20 protein-coding genes are annotated in these 25,947 nt (G+C 46.7%); all 20 read right to left on the reverse strand.

The annotated features are described in order from the left end of the window. Window positions 1-205: 205 nt before the first annotated feature. Complete coding sequence (gene cas3 / locus AC0THY_RS17085; protein WP_489991797.1) at window positions 206-2,341, reverse strand: CRISPR-associated helicase Cas3'; 2,136 nt, start codon at window positions 2,339-2,341, stop codon at window positions 206-208. Between the two features lie 400 nt (window positions 2,342-2,741). Further along, window positions 2,742-5,366 (reverse strand): pyruvate, phosphate dikinase, encoded by a 2,625-nt coding sequence (gene ppdK / locus AC0THY_RS17090; RefSeq protein ID WP_489991798.1) that lies wholly within the window; start codon window positions 5,364-5,366, stop codon window positions 2,742-2,744. A 159-nt stretch (window positions 5,367-5,525) separates the two neighbouring features. Next, window positions 5,526-5,999 (reverse strand): acyl-CoA thioesterase, encoded by a 474-nt coding sequence (locus tag AC0THY_RS17095; RefSeq protein ID WP_489991799.1) that lies wholly within the window; start codon window positions 5,997-5,999, stop codon window positions 5,526-5,528. A gap of 160 nt (window positions 6,000-6,159) precedes the next feature. Then, entirely contained in the window at window positions 6,160-7,401 is a 1,242-nt protein-coding gene (locus AC0THY_RS17100; protein ID WP_489991800.1) for a 6-phosphofructokinase, read from the reverse strand. A gap of 93 nt (window positions 7,402-7,494) precedes the next feature. After that, the gene (locus AC0THY_RS17105; protein WP_489991801.1) at window positions 7,495-8,274 is read right to left on the reverse strand and encodes a transposase; all 780 of its coding nucleotides are present in this window, start codon (window positions 8,272-8,274) and stop codon (window positions 7,495-7,497) included. 163 nt (window positions 8,275-8,437) lie between these two features. Then, a complete protein-coding gene (locus tag AC0THY_RS17110; RefSeq protein ID WP_489991802.1) occupies window positions 8,438-9,829 on the reverse strand; it encodes a glycine--tRNA ligase in 1,392 nt (463 codons plus the stop codon). Window positions 9,830-9,857: 28 nt separating this feature from the next. Then, window positions 9,858-10,583 (reverse strand): hypothetical protein, encoded by a 726-nt coding sequence (locus AC0THY_RS17115; protein ID WP_489991803.1) that lies wholly within the window; start codon window positions 10,581-10,583, stop codon window positions 9,858-9,860. A gap of 97 nt (window positions 10,584-10,680) precedes the next feature. Beyond that, window positions 10,681-11,430: a DNA repair protein RecO gene (gene recO / locus AC0THY_RS17120; RefSeq protein WP_489991804.1), complete on the reverse strand. Its 750-nt coding sequence runs from the start codon at window positions 11,428-11,430 to the stop codon at window positions 10,681-10,683. After that, window positions 11,431-12,339 (reverse strand): GTPase Era, encoded by a 909-nt coding sequence (gene era / locus AC0THY_RS17125; RefSeq protein ID WP_489991805.1) that lies wholly within the window; start codon window positions 12,337-12,339, stop codon window positions 11,431-11,433. Between the two features lie 27 nt (window positions 12,340-12,366). Further along, window positions 12,367-15,276 (reverse strand): insulinase family protein, encoded by a 2,910-nt coding sequence (locus AC0THY_RS17130; RefSeq protein WP_489991806.1) that lies wholly within the window; start codon window positions 15,274-15,276, stop codon window positions 12,367-12,369. Window positions 15,277-15,608: 332 nt separating this feature from the next. Beyond that, window positions 15,609-16,682: a cob(I)yrinic acid a,c-diamide adenosyltransferase gene (locus tag AC0THY_RS17135; RefSeq protein ID WP_489991807.1), complete on the reverse strand. Its 1,074-nt coding sequence runs from the start codon at window positions 16,680-16,682 to the stop codon at window positions 15,609-15,611. Window positions 16,683-16,763: 81 nt separating this feature from the next. Next, window positions 16,764-18,188, reverse strand: coding sequence for a rhamnulokinase (locus AC0THY_RS17140; protein ID WP_489991808.1), 1,425 nt, complete (start codon window positions 18,186-18,188; stop codon window positions 16,764-16,766). A gap of 58 nt (window positions 18,189-18,246) precedes the next feature. Further along, window positions 18,247-19,017: a DeoR/GlpR family DNA-binding transcription regulator gene (locus AC0THY_RS17145; protein ID WP_489991809.1), complete on the reverse strand. Its 771-nt coding sequence runs from the start codon at window positions 19,015-19,017 to the stop codon at window positions 18,247-18,249. Window positions 19,018-19,155: 138 nt separating this feature from the next. Beyond that, window positions 19,156-19,494: a glycerol dehydratase reactivase beta/small subunit family protein gene (locus AC0THY_RS17150; RefSeq protein ID WP_489991810.1), complete on the reverse strand. Its 339-nt coding sequence runs from the start codon at window positions 19,492-19,494 to the stop codon at window positions 19,156-19,158. Then, window positions 19,491-21,308, reverse strand: a complete 1,818-nt coding sequence (locus AC0THY_RS17155) for a diol dehydratase reactivase subunit alpha (RefSeq protein WP_489991811.1) — start codon at window positions 21,306-21,308, stop codon at window positions 19,491-19,493. Before AC0THY_RS17155 ends, AC0THY_RS17150 begins: the two co-directional genes overlap by 4 nt. Further along, complete coding sequence (locus AC0THY_RS17160) at window positions 21,305-21,697, reverse strand: diol dehydratase small subunit (RefSeq protein ID WP_489991812.1); 393 nt, start codon at window positions 21,695-21,697, stop codon at window positions 21,305-21,307. The genes AC0THY_RS17155 and AC0THY_RS17160 overlap by 4 nt, the downstream gene beginning before the upstream one ends. Before the next feature lies 1 nt (window position 21,698). After that, entirely contained in the window at window positions 21,699-22,352 is a 654-nt protein-coding gene (locus AC0THY_RS17165) for a propanediol/glycerol family dehydratase medium subunit (RefSeq protein WP_489991813.1), read from the reverse strand. Window positions 22,353-22,365: 13 nt separating this feature from the next. Next, window positions 22,366-24,027 carry a propanediol/glycerol family dehydratase large subunit gene (locus tag AC0THY_RS17170; RefSeq protein WP_489991814.1) on the reverse strand — a complete coding sequence of 554 codons (1,662 nt, stop codon included), beginning with the start codon at window positions 24,025-24,027 and terminating at the stop codon, window positions 22,366-22,368. A 144-nt stretch (window positions 24,028-24,171) separates the two neighbouring features. Further along, complete coding sequence (locus AC0THY_RS17175; RefSeq protein WP_489991815.1) at window positions 24,172-24,585, reverse strand: hypothetical protein; 414 nt, start codon at window positions 24,583-24,585, stop codon at window positions 24,172-24,174. A gap of 212 nt (window positions 24,586-24,797) precedes the next feature. Further along, a complete protein-coding gene (gene ald / locus AC0THY_RS17180; RefSeq protein WP_489991816.1) occupies window positions 24,798-25,913 on the reverse strand; it encodes an alanine dehydrogenase in 1,116 nt (371 codons plus the stop codon). Window positions 25,914-25,947 lie beyond the last annotated feature (34 nt).

Below are 25,947 nucleotides of genomic sequence, written 5' to 3' on the forward strand. Positions count from 1 at the left end.
TTGTTTTAGGCGATTCCTCACTTATTTTTGTCAAAGCACAAAATGTTTACTAACATTTTATCATATTTCGCCTTAATTCGCACCATATTTTTACATATTCACCATATATTTCTATTTTACAATAATATTTTACACAAAAACATACTTTTTAGAATTTATTTATTTAATCATGTAAAATTATGTATTATAAAGTCCTCTGTTACTTTCACCACATAACAGCCTGTCCATAATCCACATCCATTTTCAGCCCAAACTCTTCGGAATACTGTTCCATTTCTTTTAATGCGTAAAATCCTTCACAAACTCCGTCGATCATTCCAGCTGCAAGAAGCTTCTGAAAATCATTTTCATAAAGATTGACACAATATTTTCCGGCCTCCCGCATATTTTTCTTTGTCAACCCCTTGATTCGAATTTCATTCAAAATTTCCTCAGAGCGTTTTTCTCTGTTTATAAAGACGGCTGTTGTATTGTTCTCAATGAGTTTAAAACTTTTGCTGACCTCAGCAAACGAAAAACGGTTCTTTTTAAATTTACCTATGATGTTCTTTTTATCCAGGCTCTCCCCTTTATAATGGTATAGCATCTCAAAATACCTTCGGATTGTCTCCAAGGTAGTGAGGTCTTCCTGCTCCTCAAGCAAAATATCGGTAACTGACATCTGTTGCCTTTGGCCTGGCATATATTCTTTCTCTTCCAGTTGAAATATGTAGGTAATACTTTCTTCGGGTTTTCTCTTTCCCTCCCGGTTGCATCGTCCGGCTGCCTGTATGATCGAATCTGCACCCGCCAGTTGTCTGTATACAGCTCCAAAGTCTAAATCTACTCCCGCTTCCACTAGGCTGGTAGACACCACAATACATCTTAATCCTTCTTTTAAACGGCTGCGTATTGTCTCCAGTATCCTTCTGCGATGCTCCGGATACATATAGGTGGACAAATGATAAACTCCCTCCCCCTGCATCTCCTGATAAAGGCTCTGAGCCCGCTTTTTTGTATTGACTATGCAAAGAGCCTGTTCTTCCGCCAATAACATCCCTCTCAATGATTCCACTGCTATTCTGCCAATGTGTTTCATGTTGACTCTTCTGAAAAACCGAAACTGCTCCTCAAGCCTTGGGCATAATTCAATTCCGGCTGTATTGTCCGAAAAAAAGGACTGAAGTGCTGGCTGTGTGGCTGTACACAAAACAATAGTAGAACGATATCGTTTTATTAGCTCCTCCATAGCAGCAATGCACGGCTTGAGATAATCATTTGGGAGCATCTGTGCTTCGTCAAATACAATCACACTGTTGGCTATATTATGCAGTTTTCTGCATTTTGAAGATTTATTGGAGAATAGGGACTCGAAAAACTGTACATTTGTTGTGACGACAACAGGCTTATCCCAGTTTTCCGTCGCCAGCTGCATTGGTTTTGACTCTTCCTCACTCTCATAGTCCACATTGCAGTGATCCTCTAAAACATTTTCTTTCCCCAGCATTTGACCAAATATTGCTGCATTTTGCTCTATAATGCTCGTATATGGAATTACATAAATGATACGGTCCATTTTATTCTCCACAGCATGGTTTATGGCAAATGCTAAGGAAGCAACCGTCTTTCCACCTCCAGTGGGAACGGTAAGCCGAAATAGACCACGGGGTTTCCTGCCCATTGCTAGACAGTTCTTTAGAATTTCCGTTCTTCTGCCATTGACTGTATCGGGCTGGTCATTGGCCAGCCATTTTGAGATTCTGTATTCCAATTTGCTTTGCAAAATCTCCATTGGTTCCCCTTTTTCTCTCTCACATTTTCCATCTGTCATAAACCACTCTGTATCTAAAAAATCCGCATCAACCAAGCAGGAATACAACATACGGATAAAAAAGCTGAAGGTAAAGTCTCTATTTTGTATATCTCTTATGTCAAAAGGCAGAGATTGTACTGTAGGAATCTCAATTTCCTCTTTATAGAACTGATAATCTTCTATTTTCTTTTTTAAACGCCCCAGGAGAGTGGCAGAGTCACCTGTATTAACTCCCTCTCCCGTATCCGGAAGCCCTGCATGGTGGCCTGCTATGCAATAGCTTAAAAAGCTATATAACCCCTTCATGCTCCAACAAAGTTGGGCTCCTGCTGTGGAGTGATCCACCTTTATTTCTTTACCATGTAGTCTATCCTGAAATTTCTCAGAATATTTTCCTATGTCATGCAGCATACCGCAGCAATAGCCCCATTCCTTACCTAAAAATGCACCCGCAAACTCTCCACAGATACGCGCTGTTCCCACCAAATGTTCCTTTAGGCTTTGTTCTCTTTCGCCTTCTATATGTGCCAGATATTTCATTTCACTCATCCTCTCCTATTCTTTAACTTGTTGTTTATGTCCCTCTATTTTACATCTTTTTCTAAGTTCCATTATAAATCTAAAAATGCGGCTGCACAATGTAAAAAGAAATGTACCTATTCAGTAGAAACCATTGAAAAAGTCTAAAAAATGATACAAATATACAAAAGCCGAATGTTAAAGGGGATTTTCATGCCTAAGTATGCAGAAAAGCTGCCAGTAGTAGGTTTCCTGTGTAGGTAGTGAAAAATTATGAATGAATGAAAAAGAATCCCGCCCGGAGGGCTTTTTATATCATAGGGAATTCCGAAGGACTTTCCTATGATATAAAAAATAAGCGTACCACTATCTCTAATGATACGCTTATAATTATTTAAATATAAAAATTCTAGTTAAATCAACCTATGGCCTATCTCTGATTGATCGCTGCCTGTGCTGCTGCCAGTCTTGCAATCGGCACACGGAACGGTGAGCAGGATACATAGTCGAGGCCAAGTTTATTGCAGAACTCTACAGAACTTGGATCTCCACCGTGCTCTCCACAGATACCAAAGTGCAGATGTGTATTAGCCGGTTTACCCAGTTTGATAGTCATTTCCATCAGTTTGCCTACGCCGACCTGATCCAATTTTGCAAACGGATCGTTCTCAAAGATCTTGGCATCATAGTAAGCATCCAGGAATTTACCTGCATCATCACGTGAGAAGCCGTAAGCCATCTGAGTTAAGTCGTTTGTTCCGAAGCAGAAGAAGTCTGCCTCTTTTGCAATCTCGTCTGCAGTCAATGCTGCTCTGGGGATCTCAATCATAGTACCAACTTTGTATTTCAGAGTAGATCCTGCTGCTTCGATTTCAGCATCTGCTGTTTCAACAACCATTTTCTTTACGTATATGAATTCTTTTACATCGCCAACCAGCGGAATCATGATTTCCGGACGCACTTTCCAGTCTTTATGAGCGTACTGTACGTTGATTGCTGCGCGGATAACCGCTTTTGTCTGCATCTTGGCAATTTCCGGATAGGTTACAGCCAGACGGCAGCCACGGTGGCCCATCATGGGGTTAAACTCATGCAGAGAATCAATAATAATCTTAATCTGCTCAACTGTCTTGCCCTGAGCATCTGCCAGTTTCTTGATGTCATCTTCCTCTGTAGGAACGAACTCATGCAGAGGCGGATCCAGGAAACGAATGGTAACAGGCTTGCCCTCAAGTGCCTCGTAGAGAGCTTCGAAATCGCTCTGCTGCTCCGGAAGGATCTTTTCCAGGGCTGCCTCACGCTCTTCGAGTGTCTCTGAACAGATCATCTCACGGAATGCATCAATGCGGTTGCCTTCAAAGAACATATGCTCTGTACGGCAAAGACCGATACCCTCTGCGCCCAACTCTCTTGCTTTTCTTGCATCAGCAGGTGTATCTGCATTGGTGCGGACTTTCATGGTTCTGTATTTGTCAGCCCAGTTCATAATTCTTCCGAACTCGCCTGCGATAGAAGCATCTACAGTAGGAATTAGGCCGTCGTAAATCTTACCTGTGGAGCCATCGATGGAGATTTCATCTCCCTCATGATATTCTTTGCCTCCCAAGACAAATTTCTTGTTTGCCTCATCCATAGCAATATCAGAGCATCCGGATACACAGCAGGTTCCCATACCACGGGCAACTACAGCTGCATGAGATGTCATACCACCGCGTACGGTCAGGATACCCTGAGCAGCCTTCATACCCTCAATATCCTCCGGAGAGGTTTCCAGACGAACAAGGACAACCTTCTCGCCTCTTGCAGCCCACTCTTTTGCATCTTCTGCTGTGAAGACAATCTTACCGCAAGCAGCTCCCGGTGAAGCAGCGAGCGCTTTTGCAACCGGCTCTGCAGCCTTGATAGCAGCAGCGTCAAACTGAGGATGCAGCAGTGTATCTAAGTTTCTGGGGTCAATCATAGAAACTGCTTTTTCTTCTGTGATCATTTTCTCATCTACTAAATCGCAGGCAATCTTCAGAGCAGCCTGAGCTGTTCTCTTACCATTACGTGTCTGCAGCATGTACAGCTTTCTGTCCTCAATGGTAAACTCCATATCCTGCATATCTCTGTAGTGATCTTCCAATTTATCGCAGATCTTGATGAACTGATCATATACTTCAGGCATAACCTCTTTTAACTGATCAATTTTCTGCGGTGTACGAACACCAGCAACAACGTCTTCACCCTGAGCGTTCATCAGGAATTCACCCATCAGATGCTTCTCTCCTGTAGCCGGGTCACGTGTAAATGCAACACCGGTTCCGGATGTCTCACCCATGTTTCCGAATGCCATCATCTGTACGTTAACAGCGGTTCCCCATGAATATGGGATATCATTGTCGCGGCGGTAAACGTTAGCTCTTGGGTTGTCCCAGGAACGGAATACGGCTTTGATTGCTTCCATCAACTGCACCTTGGGATCTGTCGGGAAGTCTACGCCAATTTTTTCTTTATATTCAGCCTTGAACTGGTTGGCCAGCTCTTTTAAGTCATCTGCTGTCAGGTCAACGTCCTGTGAAACGCCTTTTTCTTCTTTCATCTTGTCGATGAGTTCTTCGAAGTACTTTTTACCAACTTCCATAACTACATCGGAGAACATCTGAATAAATCTTCTGTAGCAGTCCCAAGCCCAACGAGGATTTCCGGATTTTGCAGCGAGTACTTCTACTACTTCCTCATTCAGTCCCAGGTTCAGGATGGTGTCCATCATACCAGGCATAGAAGCTCTTGCACCTGAACGAACAGATACGAGAAGTGGATTTTCTTTGTCGCCGAATTTCTTTCCGGTAACTGCCTCCATCTTTGTAATTGCTTCCATAATCTGTCCCATGATTTCATCGTTGATCTTTCTGCCATCATCGTAGTACTGGGTACAAGCTTCTGTTGTAATTGTGAAGCCCTGAGGTACCGGAAGCCCTAAGTTTGTCATCTCAGCCAGGTTCGCACCTTTTCCGCCAAGAAGGTTTCTCATGGTTGCGTTACCTTCGGTAAACATATAAACCCATTTTGCCATTTTTACCATTTCCTCCTAAAATATATTTGTTATGTTAGTATGAGTCGTAAAACCCATAAAACTACCCTTTTGCGTTTTGTGCTTTGGTCGCACATCATTATTTTATCATAAATCTTGTCCTAGTCAAGGAAAAAAACTCCTGCATTCGAGGTTTTTTGGTCAATAACCCTCTATTCTTCTCTGCTTCCGCAAATTGTATCTCTTTTCCCCGCTGTCCCATTCTGCTTTTTGTGCCTCGGTCTCCACAATCAGCCCCGGTACTCTTTGGGGATTTCCCTGTGTATCAATGGATACCATCACCACGTAAGCACGGTTGATCATCCGCCTTGTGCCGTCCAATGCCTCTACATAGGTATCCACCCGCACCTCCATGGAACTGCTGCCCACATAGGTGAGACGCCCGATCAGCACTACCGTATCATTTAAATAGGCTCCTGCTTTGAAGTTCAAATTGTCAATTGCCGCTGTGGTCACTTCTGTCCCTGCATGGCGCTTGCTAACAATACCGGCTATCTCATCAATCCACTGCATAAGCTGACCTCCAAAAAGACGTCCATAGCCATTGATATGGCGGTGCATTATCAGATAGGTCTGCTCTGTTCTGGAATCCTCCGCCCGTTTTTCCACATTCATTGGTTATCCCTCCTTTTTCATATCTATCATAACATAATGTTGGAAGAAGGGGGGATTTATTATGTATAAATTCTAGGACATTCCTCTATAACAAAAGGGATGGCGCTTTTTTGTCGTCATCCCTTAGTTGTCGTATTACTCTATATTCTTTTGTAAGCTCTTATGCATGAAATCCCGGTTTGTACAGATGTCTGGGGATACCATCTACCATTACCGGAGACACATCTCCCTGTATCAATGGTTTTACATAGGTGACAAACTCGTCCGTTACGTAGGTTCCCTCTTTATTTACCCAACTTCTGGGTACCAGTTTTTCATCATTTGCAATCTTGTGTACATCCTTGACTGCGGTGGTACTCTGATATGGGTCATCGGACAGGCGTTCTAAAACAACCATTTTTCCACTGTCTCCCTCATCAGCTGCTTTTACGGCTGCACCTCCTACCTGGTAAGCTTCCAGAATATCAATTCTGGATGCGGAGTGGGAAGCTGAGCGCTGCAGGGTGCTCAGTTCAATTGCCCTTGTCTTACAGCCGATCTCTCCTGCTACAAAGCTGGCCAGATAAGATGCTGTTCCTGACAACTGCTTGTGTCCAAAAGCGTCCACAAAGTCAATACTGTTGCCAAGCTCACACACATATCTACCGTCTGCTGTGCGGATTCCCTCGGATACAGCTACTACCACAGAGGTTTTTTTCTCCAGCAGTTTTTTTATTTTTTCACTGAATTTTTGCAAGTCGAACTCCAGCTCAGGAAGATAGATAAGATCGGGTCCCTCACAGTCCTCCCCTTTCGCCAGTGCTGCTGATCCAGTCAGCCAGCCCGCATTGCGGCCCATGATCTCTACAATCGTTACCAGGCCTTTCTCATACTCAAGACAGAAACTGTCACGAATGATTTCTTTCACTGAAGTACCGATATATTTTGCCGCGCTTCCATACCCTGGAGTGTGGTCAGTCAGAGCCAAATCATTGTCAATTGTCTTTGGACATCCAATGCACTGAACTGGTTGTCCTGTTATAATAGCATAATCGGAAAGCTTTTTAATCGTATCCATGGAATCATTGCCACCTATATAGATAAAAGCCTCCACGTCCAATTTATTCAAAATCTCAAAGATTTTTTCATAAACTGCGGTATCCTCGTGGATTTCCGGAAGCTTATAACGACAAGACCCAAGATAAGCGGCAGGAGTCCGCTTCAGCAGCTCAGCATCCAGCTCATTGGTGATATGTTCTGAGAGATCAATATAGCGCTCCTGTAACAAACCTTGAATACCGTGAAGCATTCCGTACACTTTTTTGGCTCCGCGGTCCTTCGCTGTGCGGTAAACTCCAGCCAGGCTCGAATTAATTGCTGCTGTAGGACCGCCCGACTGTCCTACGATAATATTACGTTTCATACTAGCACCTCCATGTTCGCATTTTGCACAAATTTATATTACACATTATATCAAACAAGTGCAATTCACACAAGTTTTTTATTTTCGACCAGGTCATTTTTCAAAACTGACCAGGTCATTTCCGGAAATTACCCGGTCGAAAATGAAATCTGCCATCCGCCGTGAAATTTTCAAAGAGTCCCTCATCATCTTTTTCAACTCATTTCTATATTTAGGCGTGCCTGTTACAATCTTATCTGAGTCAAGTGAATATTTATGCTGAATCTCCACTATATAATGAAGCATTATATCTCGATAATACAATAAATGATCCTCCTCCGTATCAAAAAACACTGAACTATCAAATTGGCTATGCATTTCAAGAAAATGTTCTCTATCTCCAAACCGCTTTTTATTTAGCAGAAATGCCTTTTTATGCAATATTTGTTGTTGTCCTGATATATATTCTCTGGCACTGCTGTATGCATATTGTTCAATTGCATCCACCATACCGGCTTTTACTGGATTCCTATGTATATATCTCATGCAGGACCAGAAATATTCTTCACTTTCTATGCATTCACTACGAAACCTGCCCTGGAACACATGACCAGTAGATTCGTATTTCCAGTTATAATAACTTGCATAGCTCAGAGAATAATCATGTACTAGATTAGACAGCTCTTTAATGTCCGATTTAATTAAAAGGTGAAGATGATTTCCCATTATACAATAGGCATAAATTTCTGAAGAGTAATTCATAAGATGTTCTGCGATAAACTTTCGGATCTGCCGTTTTTCATATTCTTTCTCGAAAATAAAATGTTTGTTATTTCCTCTTTGCATAACATGATAAATTCCGGTAGAACTTTCAATTCTTAGACGTGATGACATAGAAGGCTTCCTTTCTTTTTAGGATTTTTAATAGTGGATAATTGTTGTGAAATCAACGGAGTTTATAGAATTTTTAGAATTTTAACCATTTTGACCTGGTCATTTTTGAAAAATGACCAGGTCAATTTCGGAAATGACCTGGTCGAAAATGAGAAAATGAAATTTACATGAAATCAAATTTGTCTGCGAAGTATGCATCTAAATCTTCGATTTTGATGCGCTCCTGTGCCATGGAATCCCGGTCGCGCACAGTTACGGCTCCGTCTGTCTCTGAGTCGAAGTCATATGTCACACAGAATGGTGTGCCGATCTCGTCCTGCCTTCTGTACCGCTTTCCGATATTTCCTCTGTCATCAAATTCACAATTATATTTCCTGGCGAGTTTTGCAAATACTTTCTCTGCTCCCTCGTTTAATTTCTTAGACAGTGGCAGCACACCAATCTTTACTGGTGCCAGTGCAGGGTGGAAGTGGAGAACTGTCCTCACATCCCCTCCTTCTAACTCTTCCTCGTCATAAGCGCTGCATAGGAAGGCTAAAACCACTCTGTCTGCTCCCAGGGAGGGCTCTATTACATATGGTATATATTTTTCCTTTTTCTCATCGTCAAAGTAGGACATATCCTGTCCTGAGGTGTTCTGATGCTGGGTCAGATCATAGTCTGTACGGTCCGCAATCCCCCAAAGCTCACCCCAACCGAATGGGAAGAGGAACTCAAGGTCTGTGGTGGCCTTGCTGTAGAAGCAAAGTTCCTCGGCTGCATGATCTCTGGCGCGCATCTCATCTTCTTTCATCCCCAATGCTTTCAGCCAGTCAATGCAGTACTGCTTCCAGTAAGCAAACCACTCCAGGTCAGTTCCCGGTTTACAGAAAAATTCTAACTCCATCTGCTCAAATTCCCTTGTGCGGAAGGTGAAATTTCCTGGTGTGATCTCATTTCGGAAGGATTTACCGATTTGACCGATTCCAAAGGGAATCTTCTTTCTGGACGTTCTCTGTACATTCTTGAAATTTACAAAAATACCCTGTGCTGTCTCAGGTCGGAGGTAAACCGTATTCTTTGCATCCTCCGTTACTCCCTGAAAAGTCTTGAACATCAAGTTGAACTGACGGATGTCTGTAAAATTGTGCTTACCGCAGGTGGGACATGGGATCTCATGCTCGTCAATAAAGGTCTTCATATCCTCCTGAGACCAGGCATCCACACTTCCCTCCAGTGCAATCCCCTTTTCCTCACAATAATCCTCGATCAGCTTATCCGCACGGAACCTCTCATGGCACTCCTTACAGTCCATCAGAGGGTCTGAGAATCCTCCCAGGTGCCCGGATGCAACCCAGGTCTGAGGATTCATAAGAATGGCACAGTCCACACCAACATTGTAGGGATTCTCCGTCACAAATTTCTTCCACCACGCCTGTTTTACATTGTTTTTCAACTCCACACCCAGATTTCCGTAATCCCAAGTGTTCGCCAATCCCCCGTATATATCCGAACCCGGATAAACGAATCCTCTTGATTTTGCAAGTGCTACGATTTTTTCCATTGTCTTTTCCATGGTATTTCTCCTCACCTTCTATAAATGATTATTCGTAAATAATATAGGCCAGAGCAGCCTCCCTGCTGCTTTCAGGAGATCCCTCTTTCTCCTCCTGGGCAGGCGCAATTTCCATTACTTCCGTGCTTTTTTCAGACTGTGACTCCGACTCAGAAGCCTTCCCGCTCTCTGTCTCTGCAGGAGCATTAGGATCAGCCAGTTTTGCGGATTTGCTGCCTGTGACCTGAACATTGCTGCTCGCATACAAAATCTTACCCGGAACTTCCACTTCCATATACTCGTCAAACACCATCATAGGGTGATTGGAGCCCGCGAAAATATCCTCCCTGGTCACATTCTCGTCTGTCACTTTCCCCTTTTCTATCTTTTGAAATCCTGTTTCGAAGCGATAGCCTCCATTTTTATACGCATCCGTAATATCCCCAACATAGAAATCCACATTGTTGAACTCTTTATAGTCCTCAAAGGATGCATACTGCATAAAGAGCTTAACAGCCCCTTCTTTGATCTCAAATTTATCTATTGAAATGTGGTCCTCACCTGCAGTACTGTTGTAGGAAACCACGGATTCCTCCACATTTTTCTTCAGTTCCTCTGCGTCATAGTAGCTTTCATCCAGCGTATCAAATACAGCTGCCGTAATCTCTCCGTCTTTTCCAATGGAGACAGCCGTTTCATCTGGCGAAAATTTACTGCAGCCTCCCAGCAGTCCAATCACCACTGCCAAAACCGCACACATTTTTGCCTTTTTCATCAATTTCCTCCCGGTGTCCTCCTCAAATCCGTCTACCAACGGTATTCTATTAATTTGCGACTCATTTATTATACCTTTAAAAGAATAGATTTTCAACCTAATAATTCAGGATGCTCTGTAGAATATCCAATGTTTTAAACTCCTTCTCTATGTACTTTTTCCTAAAGCGCTCGACCACCTGCGCAAACTGCCCCATCACCTCCTCGGAGAGGGTAAAGGTATAGAGCTTTTCCACCGGTGTGGAGACTACATACTGAAGGGCATATACCGCAGACTCCAAAAGCGGAACCGCCCCCCTGTATTTGGGGGCACACCGACTGCACAAAAGACCGTTGCGCGCCAGTGTAAAAGCCGAGAGTTCCTCCCTGCTCTGACATTCCGCACAGGAAAACACCTCCGGGTACTCCCCGTTCACCACCATAGCCTTGAGCTCAAAGACTCTGCGCACCAGTTCCCGGTCCAAATGAGGATTAGCCAGAGCACGCATAGACGCATAGAGCAGCTTTAATAACTCCACCTCGTCATTGTTCTCCCTGGCATAGTAGTCCGCAAACTCCATAAAATAAAATCCATAGTATGCGCCCTCCACGTCCTGGGACAGCTCCCGGAAATAGCTTTTAACCTCCGCCTGCACCAGTGTGTAGGAGCTGCGCCCCTCGTAAAAGGAGAATGTTCCAAAGCAAAAAGGGTTCGCTGCTGCCAAAAGGGAGCTATTCTGACGCCTTGCCCCCTTGGCAAAAGCGTGGATCTTCCCTCTCTCTTTCGTAAGCACAACCACCCGTTTATCGAAATCCCCCATGGGGATGGCTGAAAGCACCATCCCGGTCAGGTTCAGCAGATCGCCCATTTAAATTTCCTTCTTGTCATACCCAAAATTCTTTATCAAAAAGTCACTGTCCCGCCAGTCCTTCTTCACCTTCACCCAGAGCTGCAGATTCACCTGCATCTCAAGCATATCCTCAATCTCAAACCTGGCAGCCTGTCCGATCTTGCGCAGCATGGTGCCTCCTTTGCCGATGATAATCCCTTTGTGGGAATCTCTCTCACACACAATAGTGGCTTCAATATCCATAATATTCCCACTCTTGCGCTCCCTCATCTTATCAACAGAAACAGCAATTCCATGGGGAATCTCCTCATTCAGACACCGCAGAGCCTTTTCCCGAATCAGCTCCGCTACAATCTGCCGCTGAGGCTGGTCCGTCACAGTATCCTCATCGTAAAACTGCGGTCCATAGGGAAGGTATTTAAAAATCGTATCAATCACATCCTGGGTGTTCTGTCCCTTAAGCGCGGAGGCAGGAATTATCTCCGCAAAATCATAAATCTTACGATACTGGTCAATAAATACCAGGATTTCCTCCCTTTTCACTGTGTCAATCTTATTGATAATTAAAATCACCGGCGTTTTTGTCTTCTGAAGCTGTTCTGCGATATGGCGCTCTCCCGCTCCTATAAAAGTGCTGGGCTCCACCAGCCAGAGAATCACGTCCACCTCATTCAGCGTTCGCTCTGCCACATTTACCATATATTCCCCAAGCTTATTCTTGGCCTTGTGTATACCCGGAGTATCCACAAATACAATCTGCCCCTTCTCACAGGTATATACCGTCTGAATCTTATTTCTGGTCGTCTGCGGCTTGTTGGAGGTGATAGCAATCTTCTGTCCGATCAGATGATTCATCAATGTGGACTTCCCCACATTCGGTCTGCCAATCAGTGTCACAAATCCGGATTTAAAAGCTTTCTCGTTCATATTATTCCTCTGTTTGATGTGTTGCTCTCAGCCAAGCGGCTCAAGCTCCATAAACATCTCTTTCTCTTCTGCTAATTTTTCTTCGTTTCCAATCACACACAGATTGTCCTGTGTAAGGACAGCGTTTACAATCCCCTCCAGCCCCCGGATATCCTCCTGGCCTGCCCCAAGGACTTCGTCCCGCTCCCTCTGAAAATCTTCAAAGGTAATGTGAGACATGTAAGCATTCAGAGACCGGAACCCCTTTGCCATTGGCGTAAGAGGAGTGTCCATCTCGCTGATGGTTCCAATAATATATTTCGTCATATCTCTGGATGTCACAGTGAAATTCTTCACATACTCTCCAACTCCTTCAAAAACCTGGTTGGTGATCTTTAAGTTAGGGTCCCGGTATGATACAAAATAGGAATCCCCCATCACGCCAAATCCGCTCATACATCCATAAGCTCCGCCTTTAACACGGATATTACTCCACAGATACTCATAGCTGAGAATCAGCTTGAGAATCCGCAGGGTTCCGGTATAGGAATACCCCGCTGCCCGGTAATTACCTGCCCTGGCAACATACTGAACTTTCGCGGAAGTCTGGAATCCCTCATTTTTTCTGCCCAGAGCAGTGATCTGCTCCTGCACCTCTCTGCCGCCCTCCTTTAGCTCAGAGATCAGCGCCTTCATTGGCTCTCTCACAGCCTGGACGCCTTCTTCCTCTGAGGTACAGCTCACCACAAGAGTGTCCTTCCTGAACAGACAGTCCGTCAATTCCTTTAAAATAGAAATAAGTTCACTCTTTTTCTCCTCAAAGTGCTCCTCAATGGAAGAAACCAGGCGATAGAAAGCGATTCCTCCCATCTCCTCATTGAAAGCAGCCACATTGGAAAAATAGGACATGGCTCTCACCGCTGCTGTGGAGTGTCCCGCTGAGTTGAGGCGCATTTGGAGTCTGGACTTTAACTGGGCAATGATTTCATAAAGTCTCTTTTCGTCCTCCAGCTTAGAAGTAAAGAGAATCTCCTGCAGCATGGAGCACACGAAATCCATCTCAGAGTACAGCGCCTTTGCCTTCACCGTAAAGCAGCTCTGGTACACGCCCTGCTTCCTCCTGTCCGGGAAAATGTCCACACCGCAGTGAATGCCTCCTGTCCGCATATTAATTTCATTGAACAACTCCCCATAGGAGTAATGCTCTGTATCAATCATACCCAACGTAGCTTTCAAGATACCAAGATACGGAAGATGCTCCCTCTTCACATATTTTGTGTCAAACAACAGATCCAGATATGCTATTCCATTTGTGCAGACCCTGTGGTGAAGCAAAAGATTTTCTCCAACACGAAGCTCCTCATTGTAAAGGGGCTGCGCTTCTCTTTTGATATCCTCCCGCTCCAGCATGGGAATGGCCTCCAGCTCCTCCTGTGTGGAAGGTGCCTCCTGAAATGCCAGCAGTTTTCCGGTTTTTTCCACCAATTTATCTATCTCTGAGTCTGAAAGGCTTTCCTTATAGTCTGCCAGCTTTTGCTTCACTGCCTCCTCCATCCTGGCAGTAAGCCCCTTCTCAGGTTCCACGATCACTACGGACACATGGGTGTTTTCAAGCAGGTATTTTTGAATCAATTGTTCAAAATATCCGGTGCCCACTTGTTCTTTCAGAAAGTCAAAGATTTCCAGTTGATGCAGATAGTCAAACGGCCGAGTCTCATCATAGAGCCAGCTGTCCATCAGCTCAATGCCATACATAAGCCCTTTGGGGAAGCTCCCGTAATCTGCCTCCCGGAAACGGAATTCCATATAATTGATCCCCGCCCGCAGAGCTTTCTCATCAATCCCTTCCTTCACCGTGTTCTCCAAAACATTCTTTATAATATGAAGAAACTCATCTTTTTTCTCCTCAGAAGAATTCTTGGCGATCACAGAAAATACGGGCTGGAACGTTCCGCTGTCATAGGAACCCATAATGTCTTTTCCCACCTTTGCGTCCAAAAGCGCCTGTTTCAAAGGTGCCCCCGGCGCGGAAAGCAGTGCATACTCAATGATCGCAAAGGCATGGGCAAGCTGCACATCCAAGCTGGTGGCAATAGAGACATTAAAGGAGAGATAGGTATTCTCCTCCTCAGACTCCGTATTGGAAATGGAATACTTCCTGTGCACCTCTCTTGGAGCTTCAAATACCGGCTGGACCTCTATCTCAGAATCAATGACCGACTCCTCAAACTTACTCAGATACTCTTTATCCAGCCATTCCAGACGTTCCCTCACATCCACATCACCGTACAGGTAAATGTAAGAATTGGACGGATGATAATACGTTCTGTGAAAGTCTAAAAATTCTTCATAGGACAAGTCAGGTATATACTCCGGATCACCCCCTGATTCATTTCCATAGGTGGTATCCGGATACAGGGAGTTTAGAATCTCCCGGTCCAGCACATCCTCCGGGGAGGAAAAGGCCCCCTTCATCTCATTGTACACTACGCCATTGTAAGTTAGCTCATCCTCTCTGTTTTCCAGATGATAACTCCATCCCTCCTGGCGAAATATTTCTTCCTTTTCATAGATATTGGTGTAAAAAACAGCATCCATATACACGTGCATCAGATTTGCAAAATCCTTGTCATTGCAGCTGGCAATGGGATACATAGTCTTGTCCGAGTAAGTCATGGCATTGAGAAACGTGTTCAGAGACCCCTTGACCAACTCCACAAACGGGTCCTTGGAGGGAAAGGATTTGCTGCCGCAGAGCACACTGTGCTCCAGGATATGAGCAACGCCGGTACTGTTTTTCGGCGGGGTGCGAAACGTAATATGAAACACCTTGTTTTCATCCTCATTGGACAGCACACAGATCCTGGCGCCGCTTCTTTTATGTCTGTACAGGTATCCTGTTGCGTGAATATCTTTTATCTCTTCCTGTTTTAAAAGTTCATAGCCCTTAATTTCCATAAATAGCCTCCGTTTATTAGGATTATTGCGTTAATTATAGCATTTATTCATTAAGTATGCAATGAACCCTTTGATTCAATCCACTCTTGAATCATGTTCTTAGTGACCGTTCTGTCGAGGCAGGGGCGTTATAGGCTAAAGCGAACGCTTCCTCCGGCGCAGGGATATGCCTCGTGGACGCGTAAGAGTTGCCAATGTCCGGGTGGGAACGCAGCCTGACTCAGCACACAGCCAGCAAAACTCGCGTACCAAAAAAGGATCACTGCCCCACAGCCGTTTTCCCGGCTGCGCTGCGGTAATCCTCTGTAAAGGCAATCGCCTCTGCCATTCTTCTATTGTGCTAATTCCTCAAAAACACGCAGACCATATTCCGCGATGTCATGGTCCTCCTCGCCGGTCCCTCCGCTGACGCCCAGAGCTCCCAGCAGCTTATCTCCGGACATCAGGGGAACACCGCCGCCAAAGAACACCATCTTATCCCCCTGAATCTTATCCAGCCCCTGGAAGGTAGCTCCCGGCTGGATCAGCTTGCCAAGCTCCATAGTGGACATCTTCACCGCCGCTGAAGTGTATGCCTTTTTCAGCGCAACGTCAAAGCTGACCAGGAAAGCATCATCCATCACATGGACGGCGATGGGATTTCCATCCGGCCCGCAGACTGCGATCACGGCCTTTTTTCCCTTGTTCTGTGCATAGGCCTCCACTTTATCGATGAGCTTTTTGACCGTCTCAAGGGTAATTCTCTCCGGCTTTCCAATGCGTTTTAACACTTCCTGTATAATTGCGTCATTTACTTTACTATTTTCCATGGTTTTCATTTCGCTTTCCTGAATCTTCTGCGTTTCTTCCCCTGCTCCCGGTCTCTGCTCCTGGCAGGCAGGAACTTCTTCCGCCTTCCCAGGTACGCAGGCCGTCTCCAGATAGCGCGCCAGTGTAAACAGATAATCCGATAGACGGTTTACATACTGTTTTGTCATTTTGTCTGAGCCGTATTTGATTGTCACGGAAGAGAGATGCCTCTCGCAGCGCCTGGCCACGGTCCTGGCAATGTCTGTCTGGGCTGAGAGAGGATTGGCCCCCGGCAGTATCCAGCCCTCAGGCATGGAAAACAGCCCGGTCATCCGCTCCATCTCCTCCTCCAGCTTTTTTACCTCTGATTCCTTTAGATGGTACTTTATATTGTGAGGCTCTGCAATGCCCGCCATCACGGTGATCAGAGTGTTCTGAATGTCATTCAGAAAGGCCTTCACCTCCGGCACACAGACACTGGACTTAACCAGTCCCAAATGGCTGGTCAGCTCATCCATATTTCCAAGCAGTTGGATTCTCTCATCGCACTTGGGCACATTTTTCGTTTTTATTAAGGTGGTCATACCGCCATCGCCATTTTTTGTCGTGATACTCATGGTTAACCTCTAATCTCTGTTCTGCTGACTTCCGTCAAATTCATCCGGACAGCTTTGGGTTCCTTTCAGAGCAGCTACCGTTTACTGGGGCATATGTACTTTCTGCTCAAAGGATGCCTTCACAATCTGGCGTCCCTCTTCCAGGGAATGAATGGCTCCAAGAGCCTTCAACTGCATAACAACATTACCAAGCACAGATCCCTCGATGGGCCCTGCCACCACTTTCTTGCCTGTTGCCTTTGCAGTCAGCTCGCATAAGAGCTGGTCCTGGATACCGCCGCCAACCATGTTGATGCAGGAAATGGTCTTTCCTGTGATGGTCTCCAGATTCCGGATCGTGGTGCCGTACTCCTGGGTCAGTCCATTGTAGATTGCCATTGCAATCTCGCCCAGCCCCTCCGGTGTACCCTGTCCATGCTCTTCACAGTATCCGATTACTTCTTTCATCATATTGTAAGGCGCTGTAAATCTGGGATCATTGGGGTTGATGATAAAGTCCTGTCTCTTAGCCTCCTTGGATGCTTTGATGATATCCGGGAAGGTTACATCGTACTCAAACTCGCACCAGTTCTTTCTCAAATTCTGCATAATCCAGAGGCCATTGATGTTTTTCAGGAAACGGATCTTTCCTTCCACACCGCCCTCATTTGTATAATTATATTCAAAAGATTTCTCCGTCAGAATCGGCTCATCCAGCTCCATCCCCAGCAGTGACCAGGTACCGCAGCTTAAGAAAGCGGCGTTGCCATCCTCAAGAGGTGTGCCCGCTACAGCCGAAGCTGTGTCATGACTGCCCACGGCAATGACTTTTACGCCTGAGAGTCCTGTCTCTTCCTGAACCTCAGGAATCAAATCTCCGATCACGGTTCCCGGGTTGGTCAGGGGCCCGAAGAGGCTCTTCTTGATACCGCATTTTTCAATCACATTGAAATCCCAGTCTCTCTTCTTTGCATCCAGCAGCTGGCCGGTGCTGGCCTCTGTGTACTCGTTGTACATCTTGCCTGTCAGGAAGTATCCGAACAGTTCCGGCATCAGAAGGATGTGTTCTGCCTTCTCGTAGATTTCAGGTCTCATCTCCTTATCCGCATAGAGCTGGAACAGGGTATTGAAATTCATGAACTGGATTCCCGTGCTGGCATACAGCTCCTTGAGAGGAATGAGCTTATCCACTTTCTCAATTACGCCCACTGTCCTGTCATCCCTGTAGTTTACCGGGTTGCCGATCAGGTTGCCGTCCTTATCCAAAAGGCCGTAGTCAACGCCCCAGGTATCGATGGCGAGACTCTCAATGGGGATCTTCTTGGCCGCTGCTTTTTTCAGTCCCTGCTTTAACTCATGGTACAGTCTGAAGGTATCCCAGTAAAAATTCTTTCCAATGCGCACCGGGTCATTTGAAAAACGGTGCAGCTCCTCCAACTCAATCTTTCCGTCCTGAAATTTGCTCAGGATCATTCTGCCGCTTGACGCGCCAAAGTCGAACGCCAAATTATAAATTATTTCTCCCATGTTTACACCTCTTGTTTTTATATTTGTAAAATGAAAGGTTTAAAAAACCTCTGCTACCCTATTTATTGTCTTCTGTCAGGACCTGCACGCCTTTTTTCTCAAAGTGCTCTTTCCACTTCTGATCGGGAAGCTTGTCCGTTACCAGGATATCTCCCGTCCGCATCTTCCAGACCTTCACAAAATAGATTTCTCCCATCTTGCTGCTGTCCGCAGCCAGAATGACCGTTTTGGCACAGTTGCACATGCCGATCTTTACATCTGCCTCCATCTCATGGGAATCGGTGACACCCTTTTCCATATCAATACCCTTGCAGGAAATGATTGCCTTGTCCACATTGTAATGGCTCAAGACCTCCTGCGCTGCCTTCCCTACCAGAGAAAGGGAGGAATCCCGCAACATGCCTCCTGTTGAAATCACCTTAATCCCTTCGTTTCCTGAGAGCTCTATGAGCACTTCCACAGAGTTTGTGATCACGGTAAGTTTCTTGCGCTTTTTCAGCTCCTGGGCAATCATCAGAGAGGTGGAGGAACTGTCCAGCATAATGCAGTCTCCCTCTTCCACCAGCTTGGCTACCCGGGATGCTATTATCATCTTTTCCTTCCGGTTGGTCTTCTCTCTTATCTTAAGCGGCAGATCCATGGCAATATTCTTATTCAGCACCGCGCCGCCGTACGTCTTCTTTACAAATCCTTCTCTCTCCAGCTTTTCCAAATCACGTCGTATGGTTTCCTCTGTCACATTATACTTCTGACTGAGTTCTGCTACCAATACACGCTGCTCCTTCTGCAAAGTTGCCAGTATTTCATTTTTTCTTTCAATCGCCAGCATATGTAATTCCTCCAAGTCAAGCTATCCATTCCCGAAATTGCTTTCTTTTCATTATACCATATTCTTTTGGCATTTTGTAGATTATTTGCAAAAAAAGTGCTTAAAAACAACAGAAAATCACATAATCAAACATCTTGCTTAGTACATCTCTTTAAATGGCAGCTTCTTCACTGCCCGGGCACTGTTGGCACCGAGACAGCGGCATTGCTCAAAAGAAGGGTGATTCAATTCATACACATTTTTCCCTCTGGGTACTGGCCTCATCTGCATGGCAGCCCGCTTTCCGGCCACACCGATTCCTGACCCCAGCATGGATTCCTCCGCCGCATCAAAGGCCAGATCATCCAGGGAGCTTCCGGGCTTTTCCGTAAGCTCAAAAAGAATGCCTTCCTCCTCAATACCCGCGCAGATTTCTCTCATAAGGTCCTCGTCTGCATGACAGGTGTAGATCAGGATGCTGGGCTTTCTGACTATCATACCCCACCTCCCAGATAAGAGAGCACCAAACCGGTAGCCACTGCATTTCTGGGGCCCTCGCAGCTGCGTATGTTCCCCCTGCCGCATACAATCCGGTAATTGGCCAGCTCCTCTGTGAGCATCTCCGGAATCTCAAAGTCCTCCGCAGATCCTCCCACGAGAACTACATTTGGAATATTTCGAAGATTGTGGTCCGGGGCCACTGTCTTTAAGGCCCGGACAGCGTTCTCCACAAAGACCTTCCGCTTCGCCTCCCTGCGCACATACACAATCTTCTCCATGGGAATGTCCTCCTCAATCTTGATGAGTTCCCGTGGATGCAAAAGCACTACATTTCCAAAATATCTGGGATCAATGGAGTCCTCAAAAAACTGCATAGCTCCGTTTTCCAGACGCATGTGAAACAGACTCTCCACCCTTGCCAGGGGATACTTTTTGATCTGCTCCGCGGTCAGCCTGGCGGAAAGCCCCAATTCTGTCTGAATCAGCATGGAAACCAGTTCACCGGCTCCCGCCTGGTGCGTGGTCTGAACATGTCCCTGTTCATCGATCATGGCCGCATCCGTGGAACCGCCTCCCAGATCCAAAATTGCCAGAGGAAGTCTGGTTCCCGGGGTGGTGAATGCGCCCAGCGTGGCCATCACAGCCTCCACGCCTGCCACCTTTGTGTACACTCCCAGCCTTCTTCTCAGTTCATCTGCAATCTTCTCCATAGGCAGCTGTTTTGTCTTTACCATAGCCGCAATCCCCACGGCCTTCTCCATGCAGGTCTCACCTGCCAGACCACCTGAGATGAGAACTGGCGCCAAGGTATCCACAGCCAGCATATCCGTTATCTTAATCTCCGACTGTTTTTCCCCAGTAACCTGGGACATCCCCGCTTTTATACTCAAAAGCATATTCCCCACATTGGTATTCTCCTGCCCGGAAATATCAAAAACGGTTCCCGCACGCTCAAGGGTATTCATAATCTCCTGTGCCCCAGCGTCGATATTCACCGTCTGGGGTTGTGCGCCTTCTATGTAAATATCTCCTGCCGGAAGGACATTTTCCTTCACGTTCCCCCCAGGTGTACGGATCACCACCGCGCTGCGTTTACCAATCAGACTCTTGGCGATGGGCGTTACCTGGCGTGTCTCTTCCGCGTCCAGTCCCAGCAGCGTGGCAATGCCATAGGGATTGGAGAGCATACTGATCCCCTGACCTGGAAGTGCAACCTCAATGGCCGCCAGCTTTCCCTCCGGTACCCGCTCAATCTGTCTTACCTCATCCACAATTGGAATCTGCAGTCCAATGCGGTTTTCCACCAGGACTGCTTCGTCCGCCTGCAAAATCACCCCAGCAATCTGAACACGCTCACAATTTCGGTTGATTTTTTCCGCAGTCTCCTCGTAGGTGTAGTCTTTGGATACTGTCAGAATATATGGAACGCCGCTTCTGCCAGTATCCAGCTTTTCAATGGGCAAAAGATATCCCACCGCCTGTCCCGCGCCCGCAGGGGTTGCCGGGTTGTGTCCAATCATGGAGGATTCTGTGATAATGGTCTCCGTGATGGTCTCCATGGCAGTATCCCCTATGACCGGGGCAGCCTCATTGATACGGATCAGTTCGATTTCCCTGATCTGCCGGTGGATGGAATTCATGGCGTCCTCCAGGGCATTCTGGATTCCCGCCACATTGGCAACCGTCCCCTTTGTCCCCGTGGTCATTCTGGAGGCACTGGAAAGAAAGCGCAGCTTTCCCTCTTCATTCAGCGCTCCGATACACACCTCTGTAGTTGAATTTCCGATATCCACACCTGCAATTATTTTCACAGAAGAATCCCTCTCTTCTCGTAGACCTCGGCCGCTTCCATGACCAGCTTGGCACAGTGCACGGCTCCGTATTTATCCAGCAGCTCCCGAGCCATCCGAACCAGCTCCAGCTTTGTGGAGCGGTTTGGGCGCAGCTTGTTGTACATCTGAAGAATCACGTCATCCGGCACATCCACCAGCTCAGCAGCCCGCTCAAAGTTCTTGTTCATGGCCGGATTTCCGGCTTCCAGGGACACCTCTCCCTGCTTTCTCAGCATTTCTTTGGAAATCTTGATGTCATCCGCAGTGATATTTCCCCGTTTCACTTCCTCCAGGGTGATATCCTCCAGCTTCTTTCCAGTCTTGGATGCAATGCTGTCCGCTTCGTATTGTCCTAATGGGTATTTCATCCTATGCTTCCTCCCACTCTATAATCGGAATCTCCTGGTCCACCTGTTCTGTCTCTCTGATATGCATAAGCGCTGCTTTTACCTGATACTTGGGACGTACCATGGGATCATTCACAGCAGAGATGGGAGTCACCTTCTCTCCCTTCACATACCGGGCTGCATTGCGCCCGATTGCCCGGTACATCTCCAGTGTCATGAGGGGCGCCTGGGGAAACAGCTCCAGGTTTGACAGGGGATACAGGTCTTTTTGATGGATCACCGTAGTGCCCTTGGACTGGATTCCGATTCCTATTCCGGAACCACTGATCTTTGCAGCCTCCAGCGCCATGAAACACACATCCGAGGTCTTGAGGATCTTCACCACTCTGGGCGTCATCCCCTCCTCCTCAATCCCGGCCTTTACGTTCCTTATCACATCCTTCAGATCCAGTCCGCAGATCGTAGCCTTAATTTCCCTCTGAAAAGCCGGGCCAACGCCAATCACTACCTCCTTTGGATCTGTCCCCTTCTTCGCAAGGGGATAGCCGGAATAATCTCTCTTGGGAGCCATTCTGGTACGCCCCTCCTTTGGATCTGAAGCAGCATTTCCGCCATTTTGCATCTGTTTTAGCACCGCTTGGGCCACTTTTCTTATTAATTCTTCATTCATCTCCATACTGCCTCACCTCCTAAAAATCACTGGGATCTATTATATGTGGAATTGCCTTAATCTCTTCCCAGCGCTCCCCTTCCACACGGTAACCTGTGCCAGGTCCCATGTAATCGTTGGGTGTATTGATACCGGACATGACCTGGAAGTCCTTGTTCAAAATTGCAGAAGTCTGCATATAGTCACCGATCACGCGCTGCTTGAGCATATTCAAAATGCTCTCCGCCACATCCTCAAATCCGCTCTCTGCCAGGGCCTTAACCACATCTACACCTGTAATTCCCCGTTTCATCAGATCCTCTGCTGCCATGATATCCGCCGCAGAGTCCCGTTCCAGTGTGTCATGGCTTCCGTGGGCATAAGTCACAGCCTCTATCTGGGAATCCGTCACTTCCGTGAGCCCCAGATATTTAAACACTGCCTGTACCGCTTGTCCGGCCTTGCGGCGCACACGGATCACTTCCTCCTCCGTCACAGGGCGGAGTCCGCCGTCCACCTGCATATCTCTCTGCAGTACATTGTAATCGTCAAAGTCCTCGGCATCAAAGTTGGAACCAGCAAACATATTGTCGTAGTTTGGCTCTGCCGCGTAACCCGAGAAGATAAAATCTGTTCCGGGCATAAACTGCAGCATGGTTCTGGCCGTCCTTCTCATATCAGAATTGGAAAAGCTCTGGTCATTGGAGGATGCGCACTCAAGTCCTAAAAGGGCTGCCACCAGATTTTCCCCGATGACCTCACGGATACCTCCGGGAACGCTTCCCGGAATGCCGATGCAGCTCACGGAACCGTTCTGGGTTCCCTGGGAGCCCGCTCCCTTTGTCACATACAGGCAGCGGCATTCCAGATACAGCATGGATTTTTTCTCCGCCATTCCCATCAGCACCTCTGAACCGGAGCCGGAGGTAAACCTCACCTTCAGTCCTCTGGAGGCGTAAGCAGAGTTCAGGAATGCCTTTGAATATGGGGTGTCATCCCCATCCACAAATACCTGCTCTGTTCCATACACGGAAAGTGTCTCCGCATAGGTAGTGAGTCCGCGGATACCAAGCTCCAGCTCTGTGGCTTCCTCCGCAGAACACTGGGTCAGCACCCCGCGTCTGCCCACCTGGGAGCCGATCAGCAGCGCCATAGCGCTTAAGGGAGCGTACCTGGCGATCGCCATGGTGGTCTCCTCCTCGGCAAATCCTCTCAGAGCCCCCTCCGCGGCATCCGCAGCGATCTGTACGGGATCATCCTTTAAGTTTGTAATATGTGCCTGATTCCCCGGTTTTCTTCTGGCGCGCATCTTCTGCATACCCATCATCAGCTCCACCACATTTAAGTAGTTGATGACCTCCACCATCTTGGCCGGAGTGATGCCGGAAACCAGCTCCAGTACTTCCTTTCTGGATACGTGGATATCCACAATCATTCTTGCAATCTCCAGTGAGGGCACTGCCATGGATTTTTCTGTTCTCTGAATATCAATCGCATAGTCCGCAATAAACTGGTCCAGAAAGTCAAAGTCCGCCCTCTTCTTTCCGTCCAGTTCTGTTATTACTCCGTCGGTCACTTTGACGGAGGGCTTCGGGTCATAAGGACTGGTCATCGCCGCAAATCCCATCTCCGGCCACTCATTGATATATCCATCCTTATTTACCGGCCTTTGGTCCAGTTTCTCAATTCTCTTTGATCTCATCGTTTTTCCACCTTTATCCGCATATCAGATCTAACTTTGCCTATTAATAAGGTTTATTATACTACAGAAACATGTGGGTTTGCAACCTTTCTTTTGCATTTTTTCTTTTGTTTTTTGTTGTTTTTGTTTGTTTTTTTACTTGCACTATCTCTCATCTTCCAGCAGATCAATCCTTCTTATCTCCGTAAGTTCTGCCGGATAACTCTCAATGACATCCCCCGTATAGGTAACTGAGATGCGGTCCCCCACCTTCAGATCCTCCACAGTGATGTCCGTGTGCCTCCACTGTATAGAGGTCTCCTCATCCATAGAGAAATAAAAGTCTCCCCGTCCATTGATATCATTTACATCCAATCCTGAAATAGAGATATAGGCTTCTCTGATCTCAGTTATCTCTGCATAAATGGTTGTTCCATACACATATTGTGCATTATCCCCGGACGCGTTTTTGATTCCCTTCTGATATCCCATCCGGTAACCCGCCCATCCGGAGACTGCTGCTGCCAGAACAATCCCAGCCGCCAGGGCTATACCCACTACAATCCTCTTATTTTTCACCTTATACCCTCCTTTTCGGAAATCCCCTATCCTGTTACTTCTACTCTTCATTATAAGCTATCTGCCGGAATGCACAAGCCTTTTCCTGTAATATACCTGTTTTGATATTTATAAGCTCCTAAATGGATTGCAGCCAAAATAGAGAGCGGAAAAGTATCCCTTAAGAATCTCTTCCGCTCTCTATTTCCGGTATCCGATATCCCTTTCACATTTTATGCCAACACAGCATCTGCACCTATATACTCCATTCCGTAAACCTCTGCCACTGCCTGGCATGTCAGCTTACCTTTGTAAGTATTCAGCCCCTCTTTCAGTCCTGCATCCTCTCTGAGCGCTCCCTCAGCCCCCAGGTCCGCTATGCGCAGTCCATAATTCAATATTGCGTTATTCAATGCATTTGTAGAGGTGTTGGAAACAGCTCCCGGCATATTTCCCACACAATAGTTCACCACCCCGTCCACGGTAAACACTGGATCATCGTGGTAAGTCACATGGCTGGCCTCGCTGCATCCGCCCTGGTCAATGGCTACATCCACAATCACAGCGCCCTTTTTCATATCCTTTAAGTATTCCCTCTTGATAAGTTTAGGGGTAGCTGCTCCCGGGATCAGAACTGCGCCAATGACCAGATCCGCCTCCTTTAAGCACTCCTTGATATTCTGGGGTGTGGAGTATACAGTGTTGATTTTGCCCTGATAAATGTCCTCCAAGTACTCCAACCGATCCAGGTTGATGTCCAGAACCGTCACATCTGCCCCCATTCCGGCAGCCACCTTAATGGCGCTGGTGCCCACTACGCCTGCGCCCAGCACAACCACCTTGGCTCTGCTGACTCCCGGAACGCCACAGAGGAGAACACCTCTTCCGCCAAAGGGCTTCTCCAGATATTTTGCGCCCTCCTGTACACTCAGCCGTCCCGCGATCTGACTCATGGGCTTTAAGCAGGGAAGTCCTCCCTTTCGGTCCCTGATGGTCTCGAACGCAATGCCAATGCACTTGCTCTTAAGCAGTGCGTCTGTCAGCGCTTTATCGGCTGCCAGGTGCAGATAAGTATATATGATCTGGTTTTCGCGGATCAGCTTATATTCCGGCTCCAGGGGTTCCTTTACCTTCACTATCATATCACAGGTCCCAAAGACTTCCTCCGCGGTATCCAAAAGAACGCAGCCCATGTTTTCATACATTTCATCCGTAAAGCTGGACCCCTCCCCGGCGCCCCTCTGTACATATACGGTGTGCCCATGATCAATGAAGGCCTTCGCTGAGTTTGGGGTAAGTCCTACCCGGTATTCATGTTTCTTGATTTCTGTAACGGTTCCTACTTTCATTTCTAGATTCATCCTTTCTGCTATCACTTATTTC

The organism is Ruminococcus sp. 8Y-12 (assembly GCF_058119865.1).